At 71.8% G+C, this 20,275-nt stretch carries 10 protein-coding genes and 1 pseudogene; 5 read left to right on the top strand and 6 right to left on the bottom strand.

Going from position 1 to position 20,275, the window contains the following annotated elements:
* Positions 1–91 precede the first annotated feature (91 nt).
* The 3 genes and pseudogenes from ACLQ27_RS25690 to ACLQ27_RS25680 all read right to left on the bottom strand — a co-directional run.
* Positions 92–706: pseudogene (locus ACLQ27_RS25690) on the bottom strand (integrase core domain-containing protein); the annotation flags it as partial.
* 181 nt (positions 707–887) lie between these two features.
* The gene (locus ACLQ27_RS25685; protein ID WP_425869057.1) at positions 888–10,142 is read right to left on the bottom strand and encodes a hypothetical protein; all 9,255 of its coding nucleotides are present in this window, start codon (positions 10,140–10,142) and stop codon (positions 888–890) included.
* Positions 10,139–12,646 (bottom strand): CHAT domain-containing protein, encoded by a 2,508-nt coding sequence (locus ACLQ27_RS25680; RefSeq protein WP_425869055.1) that lies wholly within the window; start codon positions 12,644–12,646, stop codon positions 10,139–10,141. The genes ACLQ27_RS25685 and ACLQ27_RS25680 overlap by 4 nt, the downstream gene beginning before the upstream one ends.
* A 229-nt stretch (positions 12,647–12,875) precedes the next feature.
* On the opposite strand from ACLQ27_RS25680, the gene ACLQ27_RS25675 reads away from it, so the two are divergent.
* The 3 genes from ACLQ27_RS25675 (at position 12,876) to ACLQ27_RS25665 (ending at position 15,572) form a co-directional block, all read left to right on the top strand.
* A complete protein-coding gene (locus ACLQ27_RS25675; RefSeq protein ID WP_425869053.1) occupies positions 12,876–13,304 on the top strand; it encodes a hypothetical protein in 429 nt (142 codons plus the stop codon).
* Between the two features lie 23 nt (positions 13,305–13,327).
* Positions 13,328–14,248: a hypothetical protein gene (locus tag ACLQ27_RS25670; protein WP_425869052.1), complete on the top strand. Its 921-nt coding sequence runs from the start codon at positions 13,328–13,330 to the stop codon at positions 14,246–14,248.
* A gap of 187 nt (positions 14,249–14,435) precedes the next feature.
* A complete protein-coding gene (locus tag ACLQ27_RS25665; RefSeq protein WP_425869050.1) occupies positions 14,436–15,572 on the top strand; it encodes a hypothetical protein in 1,137 nt (378 codons plus the stop codon).
* A gap of 69 nt (positions 15,573–15,641) precedes the next feature.
* On the opposite strand, the gene ACLQ27_RS25660 is transcribed toward ACLQ27_RS25665, so the two are convergent.
* Positions 15,642–16,694: a zinc-binding dehydrogenase gene (locus ACLQ27_RS25660; RefSeq protein ID WP_425869048.1), complete on the bottom strand. Its 1,053-nt coding sequence runs from the start codon at positions 16,692–16,694 to the stop codon at positions 15,642–15,644.
* 84 nt (positions 16,695–16,778) lie between these two features.
* Here ACLQ27_RS25660 and ACLQ27_RS25655 point away from each other — a divergent pair, with 84 nt between their 5' ends.
* Entirely contained in the window at positions 16,779–17,564 is a 786-nt protein-coding gene (locus ACLQ27_RS25655) for a helix-turn-helix transcriptional regulator (protein WP_425869046.1), read from the top strand.
* Positions 17,565–17,629: 65 nt separating this feature from the next.
* Here ACLQ27_RS25655 and ACLQ27_RS25650 read toward each other — a convergent pair whose 3' ends face one another.
* Positions 17,630–18,238 (bottom strand): TetR family transcriptional regulator, encoded by a 609-nt coding sequence (locus ACLQ27_RS25650; protein ID WP_357489455.1) that lies wholly within the window; start codon positions 18,236–18,238, stop codon positions 17,630–17,632.
* A gap of 27 nt (positions 18,239–18,265) precedes the next feature.
* On the opposite strand from ACLQ27_RS25650, the gene ACLQ27_RS25645 reads away from it, so the two are divergent.
* Positions 18,266–19,237: an NmrA family NAD(P)-binding protein gene (locus ACLQ27_RS25645; RefSeq protein WP_425869044.1), complete on the top strand. Its 972-nt coding sequence runs from the start codon at positions 18,266–18,268 to the stop codon at positions 19,235–19,237.
* Here ACLQ27_RS25645 and ACLQ27_RS25640 read toward each other — a convergent pair.
* Entirely contained in the window at positions 19,227–20,243 is a 1,017-nt protein-coding gene (locus tag ACLQ27_RS25640; RefSeq protein WP_425869042.1) for a hypothetical protein, read from the bottom strand. The two genes, ACLQ27_RS25645 and ACLQ27_RS25640, sit on opposite strands and share 11 nt — an antisense overlap.
* Positions 20,244–20,275 lie beyond the last annotated feature (32 nt).

Genomic DNA, 20,275 nt, shown 5'->3' with positions numbered 1-20,275 from the left:
GCCCTCGGGGTCGACCTGTCGTTCGAAGCGATCGAGGAAGCCCTGCGTCCCGGCTGCCGTGCGGCGCGACGGTCGGTCGTTCTGGCCCAGCGCGTCTGGCGGGTGGGCCGCCGAGTGCGGTGTGGTGGCGGTGGTGATTGTAGGTGTGGAGCCAGGCGGGTAGGGCCGCTCGTCGGGCGGTCTCGGATCGGTAGGGCTTGGCGTAGGCCCATTCGTCGGTCATGGTCCGGTGGAAACGCTCGACCTTGCCGTTTGTTTGTGGCCGGTAGGGGCGGGTCTTCTTGACGGTGACGTCGAGCTGGGTGCAGGTGTCGTGCCAGAGCCGGGACTTGTAGCAGGAGCCGTTGTCGGTCAGAACGCGGCGGACGGTGATTCCGGCTGTGCTGAACCAGGCGTGGGCGCGTTGCCAGGGCAGATCCAGGCGTCCGCCGATCCGGGCGGGTCCCCACCGCCGGCTCGTCCGTAGGTGCAGCACCTGGCGTTCTACCTGCAAGCGGGTGCGGTTCGGGCTGTGGTGTGGCCGGCTGGAACGGTCTTTCATGCCCGCGACGCCCTCGACGCGGTAACGCTCGGCCCAGCGTTTCGCGGTAGTCGGGCTGACTTGGAACCGTTCCGCGGCCCGGCGCAGCGGCCACTCGTCGTCAACGACGCAGCGGGCCAGACGCAGTCTGCCGCGTTCGGTCAGGGGTGCATTAGCGTGGGTCACGAGGACCTCCCGGGTGGTGCGGAACCTTCGACAAGCTCCACCTCACCCGGAGGTCCTCACCCATTTCAAGATCTACGCCCTGTCGCCAACGTCCATGGACAGAACACCTAGATCGGCGCCGACCCCGCACCGCACGGGCTCGGGCCGAATGCATACGGCATGGACCGGCGAGTCCTGATCATCAGGTCGCTTCCTTCATCCAGTCCAGCAGGCGCCGGGCATAGTCGCGCTCCCGGTCGTCGGTCGGCTGGTACGGCGCGACGAGCATCGTCGTGGGCAATCCGTCCCCGAGGGTGCGCTGCAGGATTCTCCGCAGCAGCCGCGCCTGCGCTTCCTCCAGGTGCGGTTGGGCGACGAAGTCGACGGTGTTCGGCGTCAGCGCACGCCCCAGTGCGGCGAGCCGGGTCAGCTGCCAGTCCTTGACGCCGATGAGCAGGTCGGCGTATTCGGCGTCGCCGACGGCGGCCAGCAGCGCTGCGGCGAGCTTGACGACGTCCTGCTCCGCCACCCGGCCCGCGGAGCGGCCAATGACACCGCGGCAGAACGCTTTGAGCTCGCTGACCTGGTTTTCGCGCAGCGAGCCGGCGAAACGCAGATCCGGTTTCCCGGTGACGTCGAGGCCGCGCAGGTCGACGGCGGTCAGGCGTTCCAGCTGACCGCCCGCCGTGGCTCGCGCCGACGGATCGTGCAGGTACTTCGCGAGCGGGCCCAGGTGCAGCGACCGTGCGGCGCACGCGCCGAGCCGGCGGGTCAGGTGCACCGCCTGGCGGCTGGCAAGTCCGTTGCCGTCCTGACCGAGCCGGCGCAGCAGCAGCACCGCGGCCAGCGCCGGTGCCAGATCGATCTCGGCCGGGCGGGCGGCACCGTCGAACAGCGCGGGGCCGTACTTCTCCAGCCAGGACACCAGGGCGGGCAGCGGTGCCGGCGCGGCACCGGGTGACCGCTCCTGCGCGCCGAACTCCCGCAGGACCGCCAGGTCGGCCTCGTACTCCGGCTCGACCACGGGGCGGCTCGCCGGCGCGGAACCGGCGTCCACGTACGCCGCGAACCGCGCCGGCACAGCGGTGCCGCCCAGCGACTCGGCCATCCACCCGCAGATGTCGAGCCTGGTGCGCTGCTTGCCCGCCTGGACCAGACTCAGGGTCCGCTGCGGCACGGACCGCTGCGTGACGAGCATCGGCACCGGTGCCGCGTCGGCCCCGACTCGCAGGTCGCCCTCGGAGACCAGCTCGGCGAGCTGACCCTCCGGGTAGAGGCGGGCCAGGTAGCGCCGGTGCAGGTCGTCCAGCGGCTGTAGTGGCGCGATCAGCACGGCCCGCACGGCGCTGCCGGGGGTCAGCTGCGCCCGCCGGTGCACCGCGTCTGGCGTCATCGTCACCGAGACGGTGGCGTTGTCCCGGACCACCACGTGCAGCGGCTCCTCCGGGGCGTGGTGCTCCACGATGGCGGTCCGCAACGCGGAGGCGGTCAGGCCGGTCGCCCAGGAACACTGCTGGGCGGGCAGCCAGCGCAGGGCCAGCGACGACGTGTCGCGGCAGACGATGCCCTCCGGGGCCGTCTCGTCGCCGACGACGGTCATCGGTTCGACCCGGGCGTCGGTGCCGTACGCCGTCGCCGGAACGCCCGACACCAGCCGCTGGCGGGTGTCGACGTGCATCCATACCGGTGTGCGGCTGTCGCGCAGCCAGGCGATCGCGTCCGGTGCCAGCCGGCCGGGCAGGCCCGGCAGCATCGCCTTCAGCTCGACGTTCAGCAGCGCCCGGCCGTGCTGAGCCAGCACCTGGCCGTTGCCGAGGCCACCGAGCACCCGCAACTGCACGATCTGCCCCGACGTGGAGGCCGTGCGGGCCGTCACCGGCGTCACCCGTGCTGTCGTCCCGTCGCGATCCAGCACGCGAACCGGGAGGTAACCGCCGACGGCGTCCAGGATGCGCGCCCGGTCCGCGGGCCGGCTGAGCGCCTCCGACAGCCAGGTCGTCCGGTTGTCGGTGGTGAGCTCGGCGGGTTCGCACCGCAGGTGCGGCAGGCCGGCCGCGCTCACCTCACCGGACCGCCAGGTCACCAGCAGGACGTCGCCGCGCTCGGGCAGGTCGGCCGCGGTGGCGGGGGTGAGCTCGTTGTCCCGGTCCAGCCAGCAGTAGCTGCCGACCGGCAGCCGGAGCTGGAGGTCCCCGTCCGCCGGGTAGGTGAGCTGCCAGTTCCCGCCGGCCAGGGTGATGCTGCCGGCCTCGACATCGTGCCCGGTGACCACGAGCAGCGCGCGGTTGCGGCCCAGGTAACCGCGCGGGCCGGGCGACCACGCGACGAGGTCCAGCGGCTTGAGGGCGAGCGGGGAGGACATCACGGTACGCAGCGTCACCTCGTCGCCCGGCGACACGTCCCGCCAGCAGAACTTCTCCAGACTCGTCGGGGTGCCGGGGGCGCGCAGGATGCTGCCGGGCACCTCGACGATCCGGCCCGGCGCGAGCTCCACCCAGATGCCGTGTCCGCCGTCGAGCACCCCGGCGACCGGGAAGGTACGCACCTGGCCGGCGGCGCCGTCCTCGATCAGCTGGATCGCCGGGTACGCGTACCTGCGCAGGTCCTCGGGGTGGTACCGCAGCGACCACCGGTCGTCGAAGAACAGCGGGTCGTTCGCCGGCGTCGCGCGGGCCGGCAGTTCCTGCGCTCTCGTGGTCAGGCCGCCGTCGGGCAGTTCGGTCCAGCTTCCGGTGCTGAGGTCGTGGTACTGCCACCGGCCGGCGCGACAGTGCCGGGCGATCCGGCTGGTCGGCCGGTCGGCGAAGGACAACCGGTGCCAGCCGACCACCGGCGGTGGCTCGGGCGCGTCTGCGGACACGGCGGTGAGCACGGGCTGATCGTCGCCGTCGACCCCGACCGTGGCCGCGCGGATCCCGTCGGTGGCGTCGATGACTGCCTTCCCGCCGGCGTGGGCCTTGATCACGGCGAGCTTCGGGTGGTCCCTGCTCATCAGCGACGCCGTGTGCCGTCCGCCCTGCACCGGCTGGTTCGGCAGCGACACCACTGTGAACGTGCCGCCGTTCTGGGCGTACTCCGCCGGTCGGCGGAGCAGATTGTCCATCGGCAGCAGCGTCGCCGGCCGGCCGGCACCGTCGACGAACGACGCGTCCGCCGACACGGCCGGAGTCACCACGACGCGGTCGCCCGCCCAGCGCAGCGTGACGATGTCGCCCTTCTGCAACCCTCGGGTCGTACGGGAGTCGGCGACCAACTGGGCGAGCACGCCGGGGCTGAGCTCGACGACGACGCGGCCGTCGGGCCACGTCTTGCCGACCGTGGCGAAGACCGCCGTCGAGTGGGCCGCCAGCCACGTGTTCAGGGTCTCCGACCGCCGTGGCGGCACCAGGATCGTGTCGCCTCGCCACACCCGCCCGGACGTGCCGTTCGGGGAGCGGTCGAGCGACACCCACATCCGGCTCGGCACCTCGGTCGGCTCGTTCGCCTCCTGACGCTCCAGCGCGTTGCGCAGCGTCGCCTCCCGATAGGAGAAGTAGCGCCGGTAGACCCGTACCTCGATCGGCTCGTCGGCGGCGCCGAGGACGTCGTCGGAGAAGCGGAACGACACGTAGATGTCGTTGCGGAAGTCGCCGAAGCCGCCGCGCTGGATCCGGCCCGACTCCATCAGCACCCGGTGCCCGGGCCGCAGCCCTCGCTCGCGCCCACCGTTGGGGGTGAGGAACGAGAACGAGAGGTACGGCTGGTCGGCGCTGGGTTGCGCGCCACGGTCCACCTCGGCGAGCAGGGTGGTCTCGTACGGCTGGGTGCTGTCGCGCGCGGCGGCGGGCAACGCGGCGATGATCCGTTCGACCGAGGCCCGGTCGAAGCGGGCGTTGCGCAGCCGGCGTTCCCGGGCGGCCGGTGACAGCTGGGATCCGCTGGTCATCCTGTCGTTGCGCACCATCGCGCTCCGGACGTCGACGGTGCGGGCCACCGGGTCGACCACCGCTGTCACCAGTTGCACGGCCTTGGCGTCGTCGCTCCAGATCTGGTGCTCGATCTCCCACCACAGATCGGCCGGGTCGATCGCGAGGACCAGTCGCTCGGCGCCGTCGTCACCGGTCACCCGCTCGAAGGAGACCGCCTCGACGCGGTCGCCGTAGAACAGCGACGGGGCGTACTGCGATCCGGCCCGGACGCAGTTGGCGGGCGCCAGCACGGTCCAGCCGTACCCCCACTCGAACCGGTAGGCGCCCGACTCGTCGAGCCCGGCGAAGTACATCCGGCGCGGGAAACGAGCGGTGCCCGCGCTGCCGCCTCCGTGGCCGAGCCGGCGGGCCAGCTGTTCCACGGTCAGCGGCGCGGCGTCGCGGTACGACGCCTGCCACTGCTGCGTCGAGGGGTCCCGGCTCAGCAGGAACCGGGCATCCGAGGCGAGGTAGTCGTCCCGCCCGGGCACCCACGGCGTATCCGTCGCCGGCAGCGGCACCTCGGCGGTCCACGACACCGCGGAGTCGGCGGTGTGCAGGGGGACGTGCAGCCCGTCGAGTTCGGCGCGTACACCGCGCAGCCTGCCGGTGACGTGCCGGTTGCTTCCCTGCTCCCAGGCCTCGAACCGGTCGCGGAGGCGGTGGTCGTCGTTCGAGCGGTCCGGCGCGGTCCGCACCGTCCAGCGGCCCGGCAGGAACGTCCGGCGGATGTCGACCATGCTGGTACCGTCCGCCAGATCGTGCGGCTCGGCGGTGATCCGCAGGTCGGCCCAGCTGTCCCCGGTGCGGCCGAAGGCTCCGACGTCCGCCTGCCCGTACAGGTACCGGTTGCCCGCGAGCCGGAGACGGACCCGGCTCCGGCGGGTGCCGCCGTCGGGGAACTCCCAGGTGGACTCCACTCGGCCGGCACCGGGCGGCACGTCCAGGCGCCGGCGGCCGGACAGTGCCGCCAGATGTCGGCGGGTCGTCCGGCCCGGCGTCGCGATGAGGACCTCGGCGGTCTCGGTGCGCTGGATCAGATCGCCGATCGCCACCGGCGGCAGCTGCGTTGTTCCGAGATACAGCGCCGTGCCGGTCACCTGATCCGATCCGATGAACCGCGTCGACCACAGCGCCCGGACGTTCACCAGGCGCGGGGTCGCCTCGAACGACCACCCACCCGCATGGTGAACGGCCCACACCGGATCGCCGGGCCGCCGGGGCAGCGCCGAGAAGGCGGTCATCGGCGCCTCGCAGTAGAAGGCGTCGCCGGCGTGGTCCTCGAGCCAGACGCCGCACACGTCCCTCGTGGCTCCGTACAGGACCCGTGCGGCGAGCCCCGCCACGTTGCGACGAGGGCCCTCGAGCTGGGTGAGCCGTCCCCGGTCCGTCTCGCGCATCGTGCTCTCGAGGACCTCGGTGCTGACCGGGACCGGGTCCTGGCGGTGGTCCGCCGGCCTGGTGCGGATCGACCGTACGACCACCGTACGGCCGGAGGCCAGACCGTCGGCCAGGGTGGCGTCCATGGTGAGCGAGTCGAAGTCGATCTCGACGGGCAACCCGTCCAGGGTGTGTCCCTTGAGCGACGCCTGGACGTCGCGCCCGTTGACCGGTTTGATGTCGAAGACGTCGCCTTCCTGGACGTAACGCAACGACGCGAACCGGTCACCCGGATCGGCGAAATCGTCCAAGCGCGACTCCAGAGTGGTGCGGCCGCGCACCACTCCGGTGCGCTGACTGGCGCTGTTCCAGCTGTGCGGATACAGCTCGAACGCCATCGACCGGCTTGCGCCGCCGTCGAGCGGGCTGCGGATCACCACGCTCTCGGCGATCTCCGGTATGCCGGTCGACATGGTCCACTCGGTGCCGTTCCAGGTCGCCACGTGCACGTCAGTCGTGGCGAACATCTGCCGCCAGCGCAGGTTGCGGTCGTCGAACGGCCCCGGCGCGAGGTCGCGCCACCGCTCCCGCGACCCGGCCGGCGGCTCGTCGGCCAGGTCGAGCTGCGGGTGACCGTCGGCGGCGCCGCCGAGGCGGACATGGATCAGCAGACCGTTGTCGTCGGTCTCGCCGCCGCTGCCGTCGAGTTCCTCGCGCTGCTGCCGGGCCAGCCGCCAGTCGGCCAGGCGAGCGCGGGCGGCCGGTGTCCAGACGGCGGCGGCCAGCAGATACACCGCGCCTGGGCTGGTGCAGACCCGCCACGCCTCGCCGCCGTGCGTCATCACCCGCTCGATGAGCACCACAGTGGTCGCCGGCGCGGCGGCGGTCAGCTCGGCGCTCAGGAAGTGGGCGAAAGATCGGTCCGTGGGCAGCCATACCTGGTGCTCCTCGTCCCACCGCACCATCGTCGATCCGGTGACCTCGGTGCTGCGGTGGTACGACGCGGAGATGTCGGGGTCCCAGTAGTCGTGTACCAACGCGGGCAGCGAGATGCCGCGGCGGTGCTGGTACACCGTTCGCAGGGAGTGTTGGCCCGCGACCGCCAGGCTCACCACGTCGGCCCGGATGGTGAAGTCGGCCTTGCGGACCTCGTCCGGTGCCGGCGGCCGTGTGTGCAGGCGTTCCACCGCCCGGATCGTCCCGCTGTCGAGCTGCACGGCGACCAGGTCGCCGATCTCCAGCGACAGGTTCGTCGCGAAGCCGGGCGGGCTGCCACCCAACCCGCAGTTGACCAGGACGCGCCGCTCGTTCTGCCGCCGCTCGGCCGCCGCCACGATGCCGCTGACCCAGGCCCGCCCGGCCGGCAGCCGCTCCTCACGGCGCGCGTCGGCGGCGAACAGGTCGACGGCGTCACCCCGCGGGATTCGGTACGACCCGAAGGTGGTGAGGGAGACGTTCATCGGCACCTGCGTCAACTCGTAGCCGTGCCGCAACACCGCGGCGACCAACCGCGGGTCGTACGCCTGGGTGGCGGGCGCCGGCACCAACGACCCGCCGCGGTGGAACTGCCACTGTGCGGGCGAGGTCGTCAGCGCGTGCCCCGCGGTCATCCCCACCCGCGCGACGAAACGCTCCAGGAGTTGGGTGCGCTGCGCGGCGCCGATCGACTGTGCGTACCCACTCCACGGGCTGGCCGTCGCCGCACGCTCGCCGGTGCTGTTCAGCAGCGCACGGAACAGCCGCTGACGCAGCTTCGCCGTGGTCGACTCGCCGATCGGCAGCACCCCGGTCAGCTTGGCGACGAGCAGGTCGAGATAGCGCGGCGCGTTGACCGAGAACTCGGCCACCGCGTCGATCACCAGCTCCTGGACCTGGCGTACCGTGGCGTCGTTCTGCTCGGCGACCGGCACGTCCAGCAGGTCGAGCATCCGACGGCGGATGTCACGGGGCAGGTTCTTGGGCTCGTTCAACCGGGACACGCGCCGGCTCCACTCGGCGATCCAGTCCGCGTGCTCGCCCACGGCCCGGCCGTCGGCGAGCAACGCCTCCAGCCGCAGCGTCATCATGGCGAGGTCGACCGTGACCAGCGGACCGGGCTCGGGGATGGTGACCCGCTGCCATTCGTCGACCTTCAGGTTGGGCGCGAGCAGCACCTGCCGGGTGCCGACCTTGCGGCCCTCGACGAACGAGTCCAGCCAGTCCCACTCCGCGCGGTTGACCGCGTCGAAGAGCGATGGGAACGCCTCCAGCGCGAGGGTCGCCGGTTCGAGGAGCCGCCGTGACGCGGTTGCCGGGTTGTACTGCCACATCTCGGTCATGGCGAGCGCGATCATCTGTTCGGCGGGCGTGGGCCCGTCCGTGCCGGCGTACCAGGCCGCCGACGCCGCCCGGACGGGGACGTCGACCTGCCCGGAGTACGCCTCGTAGGCCCAGTGCGTGACGACCATCGTCGCCGCCTCCTGGAACAGGTTGAGTGCCTGCTGCGGATGGGTTCCGACCAGCCGTTTGCCCCGGTCGCCGGGCTCGTACCGGACGGTCTGCCGCAACCGTTCGGCGACCAGGGCGGGCGGCAGCGACGGTCGCGCGTCGCCGTCGGCTCCGGCGGTCGCCTCGCCGCTGCCGATGCGGCGCAGGAAGTCCTGCGTGTACAGGGCGAGGCCGGTCATCGGGCCGTTGAGGAAGGCGTCGTCGTCGCCTGCCGCGTCCAGCGACTCCCGGTTGCCGAGGTGGGTCCGCAGGCGGTACCCGCCCAGCACGTCCGCCGCGTGCACCATCAGGTCGACCAGGTACGCCGGCGGCTGCGGTCCGGTGGCGGCCAGCAGGGTGCCGGCCACCGAGATCGCGCCGAACAGGCGCACCAGGGCGGACTTGTCGCCGAGATGCGGGAACGTGCCATCGGCGACCGTGTGCTTGCGCCTGTTGCCGTCCTCGGCCTGGTCGCGGACGGCCATCGGGTTGAAGACGGCGTCGCGGCGGTGCAGCCAGGGTGAGAACAGCAGGCTCGCCGTCGGCACCGGCATCCGGTCGTGGTCGCCCGACCTGACCTCGATCTCACCGGCCTCGGCGCCGGGCGGCATCCGGAGTCGGAGCAGATCCCCGATCGCCGCCTGGAACCTCTTCAGCTCCGACGAGTCACACGGCAGCCACACCCGGGCCGGGCCCTTGCCGCGTTTGGGGCCGGCGAACGGCGGGGCGTTCCACCATCGGCTCAGCCGGGTCGCCAGCGACGCCGGATCCACTTCCGCCGCGACCTGCCACAGAACCGTCTGCCAGAGCAGCCTGCCGAGCAGGGGTTCCGGCTCGCCACGCAGCCAGGCGAACGCGTCGGCCCGTGGCGGCCCGCCGACGCGCCTGTGCAGGACGTCGAGGCGCCGGAAGCCGACCGCCTCCCGCTCGATGTCCGCCACGACCGTGGCGGTGTCGCGACCGTCCGCCGGCCGCGCGGCGAACAGCAGCCGGGCCATGGTCTCGAGCACGTCGGGCTGCGCCAGGCCGCTGTTGCCGGACGTGCCGAGCAGCCGGGCGACCAGCTTGGCGCCGTCCGTCCCGGAAGCGCCCGCGGCCTCCATCGCGATCAGCTGCGGCAGCCGGCCCAGCTCGCCGTCGAGTACCGCCTCGACGTAGTCCGGCTGCTGCTCGAGGTGGGCCGCGACCGCCCGGGGCGCGGCCTCGGCGGCACTGCGCAGGAGCGCGAGTACCGCGACGTCGGTCGCTCGGCCCGGCAGGTCGAGGTGGAGGCGGGTGCCCTGGGCCGGCCCGGTGGCCGGTGGCGCGACAGGTACGGCGGACAGCGCCTCGACGATCTCCTGCTCGGTGGCCGCGCCGAGCCGGCGGAGCAGGTGCACCAGCGCCGGCGGCGCCTCCGGGCCGATCGTGGCCGTCAGGGCGGCGGCGAGATGCTCGGCCGTCGCGGCGTCCGTGCAGCGCCGCGCCGCGTCCACCAGCGCCGGAATCGCGTAGACCTGCTGCAGCCGCTCGATCGTGGCGATCCGGCCGGCCGCCAACTGCACCATTGTCGACCGTGCGTGCGGTGATCGCAGCACCTCCAACAGCGACAGGTACGCCCGGGTGTCGCTCGGCTGGAGGCGGATGGAACAGCAGAAGTGCCAGTCGGCGAGCAGCATGGTCACGCTCTCTCGGGTCGGTTCGGCGGCAGGTAGGCGTGCCGGAGCACGGCGACGAGGTCGGCGTCCGTGACGTCGGCCCCGGTGGAGCCCGTGGTGTTCGAGAGACCGACGACCAGCGGGAAGGGCGGGTCGAGCGCGAGCACCGGCTCGACCAGTTCGGGTTTGAGTGGCATCTGCGACAGCGCCGCCCAGTAGCCGGGCCGGTCCGGGAATGCGCCGGCCAGGTGCTCCGGGCCCAGCCGCACCGCACGGGCCCAGCGGCGGACGACCGCGGGATCCTCCTCGGCCCAGCGGCCGTTCCCGAATTCCGCCCGCGGGGTGCCGAGCAGCCGCTGGACCGATTCGCCGTCCCGCAGCTCAAGCCAGCTCTCGAGCAGGTCCCGGGTCGCCGCGTCGCTGGGCCGGCGTCGGTGCAGCGCCCAGAGCAGGGCGTCGACCACCTCGGTGCGCATGGCGTGGGCGGGCGCCTCGTCGGGCAGGGGCGGACGACCGGCCTTGATGGCTTCGTCGAGCCAGTGATCCAGGTGGTCGTCCGTCGCGGCGGCGGCGATCAGCGCGGCGTACCGGCCGGACCCGGCGCGGTCCCGGGCGTACGCGGCGAGCAGCGGCTCGTAGCAGTCGCGCAACCAGTCGCGCACGTCCAGCAGCAGACCGACCTCGGCGGCGAGTCCCGGCGAGTCCGCGTTCACCGCGGCGACCAGGGCCTGAACGGCGGCGGCGATCGGTGTGGGCCGGCTGCCCCCGGCGACCGGCGGCGTCGGGGCGTCGAGGCCGTACCGCTGCCGGACCTCGGCGACCGCGGCGCCGAAGCCGGCCGGGCCGTCACCGGGCAGCAGCACGGATCTGGCACGCTGCACCCGGCTGGTGGTCCACGGAAGGACCTGGCACAGCAACTCGACGCGCTGCCCGTCGAGGCGGGCGGCGACATCCTGGGCGGCCAGCACCGCGTCGAGCGGCTCCGGGGAGACGATCCGCAGCACCAGCGCCGCCCCGGGCAGCTCGGCGTCGCGGAACGCGGCGAACATCGCGATCCGCTTCGCCCACTCACCGCCGTATTCCCACTGGGTCGCGGGCGTCTCGGCGGTCACGACGAGGCCGAGAGTCGCACCGTCGGGGCGGCTCTCCAGGACAGCGCGGAGCGCCGGCGGGTTTCCGGCAAGCTGGAGCCAGGTTTCCACGGTGTCCGGGATGTTGTTGGCCGCCTCGTACTCGTACCAGCGACGGCGCGCGAACGTCCGCCGCTGACGGGTGGCCTCGTGCTGGAATGTCTCCTCGGCCGCGGTGAGCGCGTCACCGAGAGCGCGGCTGCGACGTTTCGCGTCCGCCAGCACGACTGTCGCCGGCCCGCGGTCCAGGGTGCAGATCAGGTCGAGGCCGACCCGCCGAGCGTCGTCGACGGGCAGGGCGGAGGTGCCCGGTGACCAGGACCGGGTCAGCGCCCAGGTCTGGTAGGTGTCCGGCGTCGGCAGTTCCGGCGCGGGCGCCCGTTGGTCCAGGAAGGCAAGGCCGTGCGTGTACAGGACGGGAAGCGCGTCGTGCCGGCTGAACCCCGAACGGGCTCCGGCCACGGCCAGGTCGGCCGGGGTTCCCAGCACCAGCTGTTCGAAGAACGTGGCGATGAACTGCTCGGCGTCGTAGTGGCTGACCGTGCCGTAGATGCCCACCACGAGCGGGACCCCACCCTCGGCCAGCCGTCGGGCGAGTGAGCCGTACGGGCCGACCGGCTCACCGCTGCCGCAGGCGACCAGCACGGCCAGGGCCGGCTTCGCGTCGGTGACGTTGGCCGCCACCCAGTTGTGCTCCAGCAGTTCGGCAGTCGCGGGAGCGTCCTCGTCGTCGGCGTGCACCAGCAGCCCGGGCGCCGGCGCCGCGACGTGGTGGCCGCAGAAGACGACCGCATAGCTCCGGTCGATCAGAGCGCTGCGGAGCCGCTGTTTGGTCACGCCGTCGAGGGTCACCACCTCGAAGCGAGCCGGTTGCAGCGCCTCCCGGATCAACGCGGCGTCTCGGGGCGCCCGACCGGATGCCGTGCGGAGGGTCACCGACTCACCGTCGGGCAGCAGGTGGGGGCCGGACAGGTCGGTGGCGGTGGCCACCACGACCCGCCTGCTCGGCACCGCACGCGATCGCGAGGCCGGGCCGTCCACGACCCGCACCAGGGACACGTCCGGCTCCTGCCCCAGGACGGTGAAGCCACCGAGGACGCGCGGGATCGGCGCTGCCTCCCACTTGCGGTCGACGATCTCCGCAGCGCCGGTGAGCAGAACACGGATCCGGGCACGACCGGCGAGAGTTCGGCGCATCTCGGCGAACTTCGTGCGGACTGCGCCGGCGAATAAGAGATTCTCGTACAGATCCCCGGGTCTGGTGAGGTCCTGCGGTTGGTCGCTCTCGGCGAACGTGACCACATCGGACACGTACTCCTCGAGGACCGCCGGCGTGTCCGCCAGGAGATAGTCGTCTTTCCACGGCGGAATCAGACCGTTGTCGGGCACCGCGATGGTCACCGCGATGGTGCCCGGAGGACCCGGCTGGAGCGTCAGGTGAACGTCGACGCAACCGGCGGTCACGGGCGGCGCCGGTGTCCGACGGACGAGGGCGGCGGGGAGGAGGTCTGATCCATGCCACCATGGTTTCGGGGTGGCCGAAAAATGGTCAACGGACGAATGGCCGGTATCCATTTGGTCGTCGGTCATCTGACAGTCCGGTGTGGCGGAACAATGCGAGAGTGTCGGCATGACGCATGAGCGGGCGTCCGACCCGATCCACGCCGCACATTCCGATGTGGAGCTGTGGCGTCATCGGCTGGCCGAGCTCGCCGAAGACCCTGAGTTCGACACCCTGCCGTCCTCGGCGCGCGATCAACTGACCGCACTGCTCGCCGATCAGGGCGCCGATCCGGAGGCGTTCGTCCTGCGCGCCCAGAGCCTGCTCGGGCAGAACCCTGAACTGCGGACGCTGTACCGGCGGCGGCACGCCGCGCCGACCGGCGCACGGGGTGAGATCATCGCCCCCACGGCCGATCGCCGGCGCCCGTCCCGCCGCTGGACCTGCCCGGTGCCGGCCTGCGGCTACGAGACCTGGGGTGACCGGTTCCACCCGGCCCAGCAGGACCACTGCCCGAACCCGTGGCACTCCCGCACGCAGCTCATGCTGGCCGACTGACCGTGAGCCCACTCGTCGGTTCGATGACGAACACGCTCGCCGCGCGGTGGAAGTCCTACCTGCTCGGCTCGGCGCTGCTGTTCTGGCTGCTCGGGGCTGGTCTGTTGCTGCTCGGCCGGTCCGATCTGCTGCGCACCGACACGTGCGCCCGCCGGCACGATCTCGCGTGCTGGGCGCACGCCAACGGATCGGCCGGTGACGTGGTGCTGATCGTGCTGGCCGCGGTGCTGGTCATCGGAACCGCCTCGCTGCTGAGCGCGGCCGCCGGGCGGGTGCTCGCGCTGACCGGCGGCGAGTGGCCGGATCACGCCGCCGGCCGCGCCTGGCTCGCGAGGCGACGCCGGGCGCAGATGGCTCGTCGCCTGCGCGCCGTGGGTCGGGCCACCGCCGAGCGCGACGATCCGGAGCGGCAGCGGTTTCCGCCGGTGGCCGGTCCGGACGACCACGACGCCCTGGCGCCGACCCGGATCGGCAACGCCCGGGCCGCGGCGCTGCGGCGCGTTCTCGACGCGTACGGCCTGGATCTGGCCGTCTGCTGGCCGGTGCTGCTCGAGGTGCTTCCGGACGAGACGTACAAGCGGCTGGCCGCCAGCAGCGCGACGGTGCTGGCTCTGGTCCAGCAGTGGGTACTGAGTTGTGCCGCAATCGTCTGGCTGCCCCTGATCTGGACCGGTCGCCTCCAGGCGACGCCCCGCATCGTGTGCACAGTGCTCCTCGTCGCGGCCTGGGTGATCGCTGTGCGCACCACGTCCGGCCGGCTGAGGTCCGCCACGTTCGAATACCTCGACGGTGTCGAAGCCACGGTGACCGCACACCGGCGCCTGCTCTACACCGGTCTCGGGCTGCAGCCGCCCGCCGACTCGGCCACCGAGCCTCAGCGTGGCGCCGAGCTTTCGGCGTATCTCAACCTGGAGGGCGGGAAGCCGGAACCGCTGACCTGGTGAACCGCAGTCCAGGGGCGCACCGGTCACCAGCACCACGCCACCGTGACGACGGGATTGGCTGGTCAGGACGCAGCGGTGCGCGCATCGACGTTCTTACGCCTTCGTTACGGAAGGCGAATAGGGCGCGCGTGAGCCATTGACGAGCGCGACGCTGAAGGCCAGCTACCAATCGAGGAGGAGGGCCGTTATGGGATCACTGGCACGGAGCTGGCTGTCGGCGGCGACGCTCGCCACGGTGGCAGCAGGCGCATCGTTCCTGCCGGCGACGGCGGTCGTGGCCGCCACCGGGTCGACGTGGAGGGCGACGGTGCCTCCGCTGATCCCCGACAGCCGGTTGACCGACGTGGTCGCCACCGGCCCGGACAATGCCTGGTCGGTCGGCTACCAGGCGTCGACCTACACCGGATACTCGATCGACGAGCCCTACGTGCTGTTGCAGTGGAACGGGCAGGCGTGGACGGAGCGGCGACTGCCGCACGAGGCGTTCGTGCTGTACAAGGTGGATGCGGCGAGCGCCGGGGACGTCTGGACGGTGGGCATCGGGGATCTCGGCCAGTCGTACGCCGGGCACTTCAACGGCCAGACCTGGACGGCACACGCGCCGTTGGGGACCTCGACAGGGCCCTCGGCGTTGCTGGACGTGGCGGCCACCGGCGGGGGACGGGCGGTGCTGGTCGGCCACGACGGCTCCCGGCCTCTCGTCGTCGAAGGCGACACCGGTCAGTTCAACCGGGTGGCGGTACCGGGGACGGAGCAGTACAACGGTGTCCTGCGAGTGGTCTCGAGCACCCGGGACGGCAGCATCTTCGCCGCCGGTGACAGGTACGTCGCCGACGCCCCCTACCCGGAGCCGACGATCGTGCAGCGGGTCGGTGGCGTGTGGCGGGTGGCGGCGTTGCCATCGGTTCCCAGCACCCAGCTGACCGGTGTGTGGGCTCGTTCGTCGACCGACGCCTGGGCGGTCGGCACCCAGGACTACGACTCCGCTCCCAAGCCGGTCATCCTGCACTGGGACGGCGGGACGTGGCAGCGGGTGGCCGGACCTGCACCCGCCGGCTGGGCGTACGCCGTCGCCGGTGACGCGAACGGCAATGTGTGGATCAGCGGCACGAATCCGATCCCGCCGTACATCGAGTACCCAGGCACGCTGTTGCTGCGCTACACCGGCGGCCGGTGGAGTGTGGCGTACGGACCGAAGGTCGGCGGCAACGACCCGAGCCTCGACGCTGTGGCCAACGTCCCGGGCACCTCGTCCTTCTGGGGTAGCGGGGCCGCCTCGCCCAACGGCTACGGCACCGCCGGCGTCATCGAGCGAACCAGGTGATGTAAGGGGAGTGCGCATCCGGGTGCTGCCAGGCGGCCACGGCGGCCTGGCAGCACCCGCACCCGACGGTCAGGGGACGAGGGCTACGAAGGCCAGGCCCGTCGTACGCTCCGCCAGGTCGAGTGCGGTCGCCGGGTCGTCCAGGCCGACAGTCAGCAACTCGATCGCGGAGAGGTCCAGAAGCCCGGAACGGACCAGGTTCCACACCGTGGTCACCGTCTCGTCGTCGCTCATCCAGGAACCGCGCAGGGTGAGCCTGCGGCGCATCAGGTCACCGTAGGCAATGGTGAGGTCCTGGCGTACGCCACCGATGAGCACGAGGCTGCCGCGCCCTCGCAGGCTGTCGTAGGCGGCCATCGTCGGGTCCGCCGTCGGCGTGGCACCGAGGGTGTCCAGGGCCACGTCCACCGGGCCGATGCCCGCCGCGTCCGTCGCGCGGTCGCCGGTCAGTCGGTGGGTGCGTACCCGGGGGCTGAGCTCGGCCAACCGGTCGAGCGACTCCTTGTTGCGGCCCACCGCCGTGACCGTCGCCGCGCCTTGCGCCAGCGCCACCAGCACCGCCGCGCCGCCCAGCTGACCCGTCGCGCCCATCACCGCGACGTCCCGGCCGGCCAGCGGGCCCGCCGCGTGCAGGCCCGAAGCGGCGATGCAGAGCCACGGCAGGAACGCCAGGCGGGCCGGGTCCGGGTAGTTCTCCGCACCGGGCAGCTTGACCATCGTCTCCTTGGCGCACAGCGCGCGCTCCGCGAAGACGCCGTCGTGCCACACCGTACGCATCCGGTCCGTGCGCTCGCTGCCGGCGCCGGAACCGCCCAGACCGATCCAGCCCACCAGGATCTCGTCGTCGTCGCCCGCGTCCAGCAGCGCCGTGTCCAGCACGATGTCGCCCGGGGCGACATGGAACACGTCGGGCGCGACGTCGGTCACGCGAGCGACGCAGGAGGGACCCAGGATCAGCGGGACCGGCAGGCCGCCGCGGTTACCACCGACCACCATTTTCGTGTACGCCGGAAGGTGCGCGGCGAGCACTTCCACGAGCACGCCGCCGCCCTGGAGGGTGGGCGCCGGTACGTCGCGCAGGCGCACGTCATCGTCATGTGAAGCAACAGTCCAAGCTCGCATGAGTCAACCTTCGCGCGGCGGTAAAGTGGTATCCAGAATCGTTTTATTCTGGTACTGGAGGTCCCAGGGTGGGTGGGTTCTAGGGTGAGTGCCGAGCTTGGCGCGTTTCTGCGCAGCCGCCGGGAGCGGGTGACTCCGGCCGAGACGGGCCTGCCGGTCACCGGGCGCCGCCGGACGCCCGGTTTGCGCCGCGAGGAACTGGCCCTGCTGGCCGGCATCAGCGCCACCTGGCTCACCTATCTCGAACAGGGGCGCGACGTACGCCCCTCCGGCCAGGTTCTCGACGCTCTCGGCCGGGCGTTGCGGCTCACCGCCGCCGAGCAGGAGCACCTGCACCGCCTCGCCGGTGGGGTCACGACGCCCGGGGAGGACGCCCCCGAGCAGGTCGCACCCGAGGTCGCGGGCGTTCCGGCGTTGCTGGGCGACAATCCGGCGTACGTCACCGGCATCTGTTACGACGTGCTCGCGATCAACGAAGCCGCGGCGGAGCTGTTCGGTGGCATCGGGCCGGACGGAAACGTCGTGCGTTGGATGTTCACCGACCGCGCCGCTCGCGATGTGCTGGTCGACTGGGAGTGGGAGGCGCGCGCCGTCCTGGCGCGGCTGCGGATGATCGCGGGACGGCATCCCGGCCACCCCCGCGTGGCCCGGCTGGTGGCCGAGCTGAGCGAGGCGAGCCCCGAGGTGCGCGAGTGGTGGCCGCAGTACGACATCCAGTTCAGCCACGCGGGCCGCAAGCGCCTACGGCATCCCCGGCTGGGCGTGATCACCGTGTCGCACAGCGCGTTCCACGTCGCCGAGCGGCCCGAGCAGACGCTTGTCGTCTACCGCCTGCCGGACAGCGCGGGCCTGGCGTCCGGCACCCACTGAACAGCCTGACGTTCCGGTGTGCCGGCGACTCGCGGAGCGTGCGGGATCGCTGCCGGCGTGACGGACTAGGAACTGCCGTGGCTCAGTTGGGCGAAGGCGTGGTCGGCGTCGGCGATCGCCTCGGGCTGCACATCGTGTGCGGTCCGCCCGTCGGCGATCTTCTGCCAGTTGGTCCGGGCGAGTACGCGTTGAACGGCGACCACCTGGGCGGCCTGCAGTCGCCCTGCGATGCCCGAGCCGAGGGCGGCGGCCAGTGCGGCCTCGTCGTCGAGCTGGTACTGCGTGAGTCGCCCCGTCAGGCTCGCGGTGGCGAATACCAGCCGGTGAAAGGCGATCACCTCGGGATGGTCGTTGAGGCCGGTGACCGGCTCGAAACGATCGAGGCCCGCCCGGAAGTGCCGGTGCAGGGCTGTCATCGGGGAAACATCGGGCCCTCGGCTGTCGACGACACGGGCGGCCTCGCCCTTGTGGTCGGCAAAACGGTGCAGGACCAGGTCTTCCTTGGTCGGGAAGTAGCGGAACAGCGTCGGCTTCGACACTTCGGCCGCAGCGGCGATGTCGGACACCGACACGTGGTCGAACCCGCGCGCCAGAAACAGGGAGATCGCCGCGTCCGCGATGGCGTCCCGCGTTCGTAGCTTCTTGCGCGCCCGCAGCCCGGCCGACTCGATCACTGCCACAGGGTATCATTTGTTACCGAGTTGCCTTATTTACTCGGTAACGTTTTACTGGGCGCCATGAAGCAGACGAACCCGACAGCCGCCGCACGACGGCACGATGCCGTGCCACCCGCACCCGGATCCCCGGTGCTCGTCACGGGGGCGACCGGCCGGATCGGCCGCGCCGTGGTCGACCAGCTGACGGACGCGGGGGTGCCGGTCCGCGCCCTCGTGCGTCGCTCCGAGTCGGCGGCGACACTGCCCACCGGCGTCGACGTCATCACCGGCGATCTCACCGTGCCCGAATCGCTCGACGCCGCACTACGTGCCGTCAGCACGGTCTTCCTCGTCTGGACCGCGCCGCCGCAGACCGCAGCCGCCGTGATCGATCGGCTGGCCGCCCACGCGCAGCGCGTCGTCTACCTGTCCGCACCACACCGGACCCCGCACCCGTTCTTCCAGCAACCGAACCCGATGGCGGCGCTGCACGCCGAGATCGAGCAACTCATCGCGGCCAGCGGACTCGAATCGACGATCATTCGACCAGGAATGTTCGCATCGAACGCCCTGTTCTGGTGGGCCACCTCCATCCGCTCGGACGGCGTGGTCCGCTGGCCGTACGGCGCGGCAGAGACAGCCCCCGTGGACGACCGGGACGTCACCGCGGTCGTCGCACGAACCCTCTACGAAGACGGGCACGCCGGCGGTGACTATGTCCTGACCGGCCCCGAGTCGCTCAGTCAGGCCGAACAGGTGAGCATCATCGGCGACGTGCTGGGCCGCCCGATCACGTTCGAGGAACTACCACCCGACGAATTCCGGCGTCAGACCCCGGAGTCCTCGCGCTCGGCGGCGGACATGCTGCTGGCCGCATGGAACGCGACGATGGGACAGCCCGCATACGTCACCTCGACGGTGTCCGACCAACTCGGGAGACCACCGGGAACATTCCGGCAGTGGGCCACCGACCACGCCGCCGCGTTCACCGAGGTGGGAGGCAGCGTCACTGCATAGCGGTGGCCGGGGGGTGATCGAATGATTCGGGGCAGTGGAAGGTGTACAGCGAGTAGCCGCGCCCGATCTGCACACCGACGATGTCCGGGGACGCGGTCGGGTTCTCCTCGAGCGGGCGCCAGCTGCAGTGCATGCCGTTCCAGTCGCCCGAGTCCGCGGCGAAGACCATTGTCATCGCGGTGCCGCAGGCAGCACAGTCCATCGGGTACGGATCGGTCAGCGACCAGTTCGCGTATCCGCCGACCTTCCATCCCGGCGCCAACGACAGGTCGCTCTGATAGTGGGGACGGCTGTCGTCCTCGTCGTCGTCCCACTCGTCGATCCGCTCGCGTAGGTCATCGGGGAGCAGATCGGCGTACTGGTACTCACGGACCTGCTCGGGGTGCACCACGCACGGAACCGGCAGGTACATGTCGCTGATCACCGGCGGCTCGGGGGGCGCTTCGAGCACCGGGCCGACGGCGGAGCTGTCGCGCCAGTAGAGGAAGAGGCGAGGGCTGTAGTGCCGATCCGAATGGTCCACCGGGCACCACAGCACCTGGAGCAGGTCGGTGGCGTCCGGACCGGCGTAGTCCGGGATATCTCGCTGGTACAGCTGCGCGACCGGGACCAACGGGATCGGATCCTCGATCAGGTCGTCCAGGTCCAGAGCGTCGGCCGCATCGAGCTCGGCCCGCTCCTTCGCAGTCAGGAAGTCCCCACTCGCCAGTGGCTCCCGGGCCTCTGCGGTCGCAAAGATCTCCCGCCGGCGGCGCAGGGCGGCCGGGGTGGTCAGGTTGTACGGCTCGTGCGCGCCCGCGTCGTCGCAGACCGGCCATTCCTCGTCGGCCGGCCACAGCATCGGTCCGCCGACCGAGCTGTCCCTGACGGTCGGAGCGCCGGGCCGGGGATGCAGGCGGGTAGCGGTCGTGGAATGGTCCCGCAGTTCGGGGAAGAGCGCGCTGATGTCCAGGGGACGCGGAGGTGTGGTGCGGGCCATGGCGGTGGATCTTTCGGTCGTGGTCATCGGACGCCGACGATGTCGCCGGCGGGGACCAG

The sequence above is a fragment of the Micromonospora sp. DT63 genome, assembly GCF_049841615.1.
GTDB lineage: Bacteria > Actinomycetota > Actinomycetes > Mycobacteriales > Micromonosporaceae > Micromonospora.
Note: the sequence above shows the minus strand (reverse complement) of the source record. Positions and strands in the feature narration are given on the sequence as shown.

Excerpts from the sequence above, each read along its gene's own strand:
- ACLQ27_RS25675 (WP_425869053.1), top strand. The coding sequence starts at position 12,876 with ATGACGCATGAGCGGGCGTCCGACCCGATCCACGCCGCACATTCCGAT.
- ACLQ27_RS25670 (WP_425869052.1), top strand. The coding sequence starts at position 13,328 with ATGACGAACACGCTCGCCGCGCGGTGGAAGTCCTACCTGCTCGGCTCG.
- ACLQ27_RS25665 (WP_425869050.1), top strand. The coding sequence starts at position 14,436 with ATGGGATCACTGGCACGGAGCTGGCTGTCGGCGGCGACGCTCGCCACG.
- ACLQ27_RS25660 (WP_425869048.1), bottom strand. The coding sequence starts at position 16,694 with ATGCGAGCTTGGACTGTTGCTTCACATGACGATGACGTGCGCCTGCGC.
- ACLQ27_RS25640 (WP_425869042.1), bottom strand. The coding sequence starts at position 20,243 with ATGACCACGACCGAAAGATCCACCGCCATGGCCCGCACCACACCTCCG.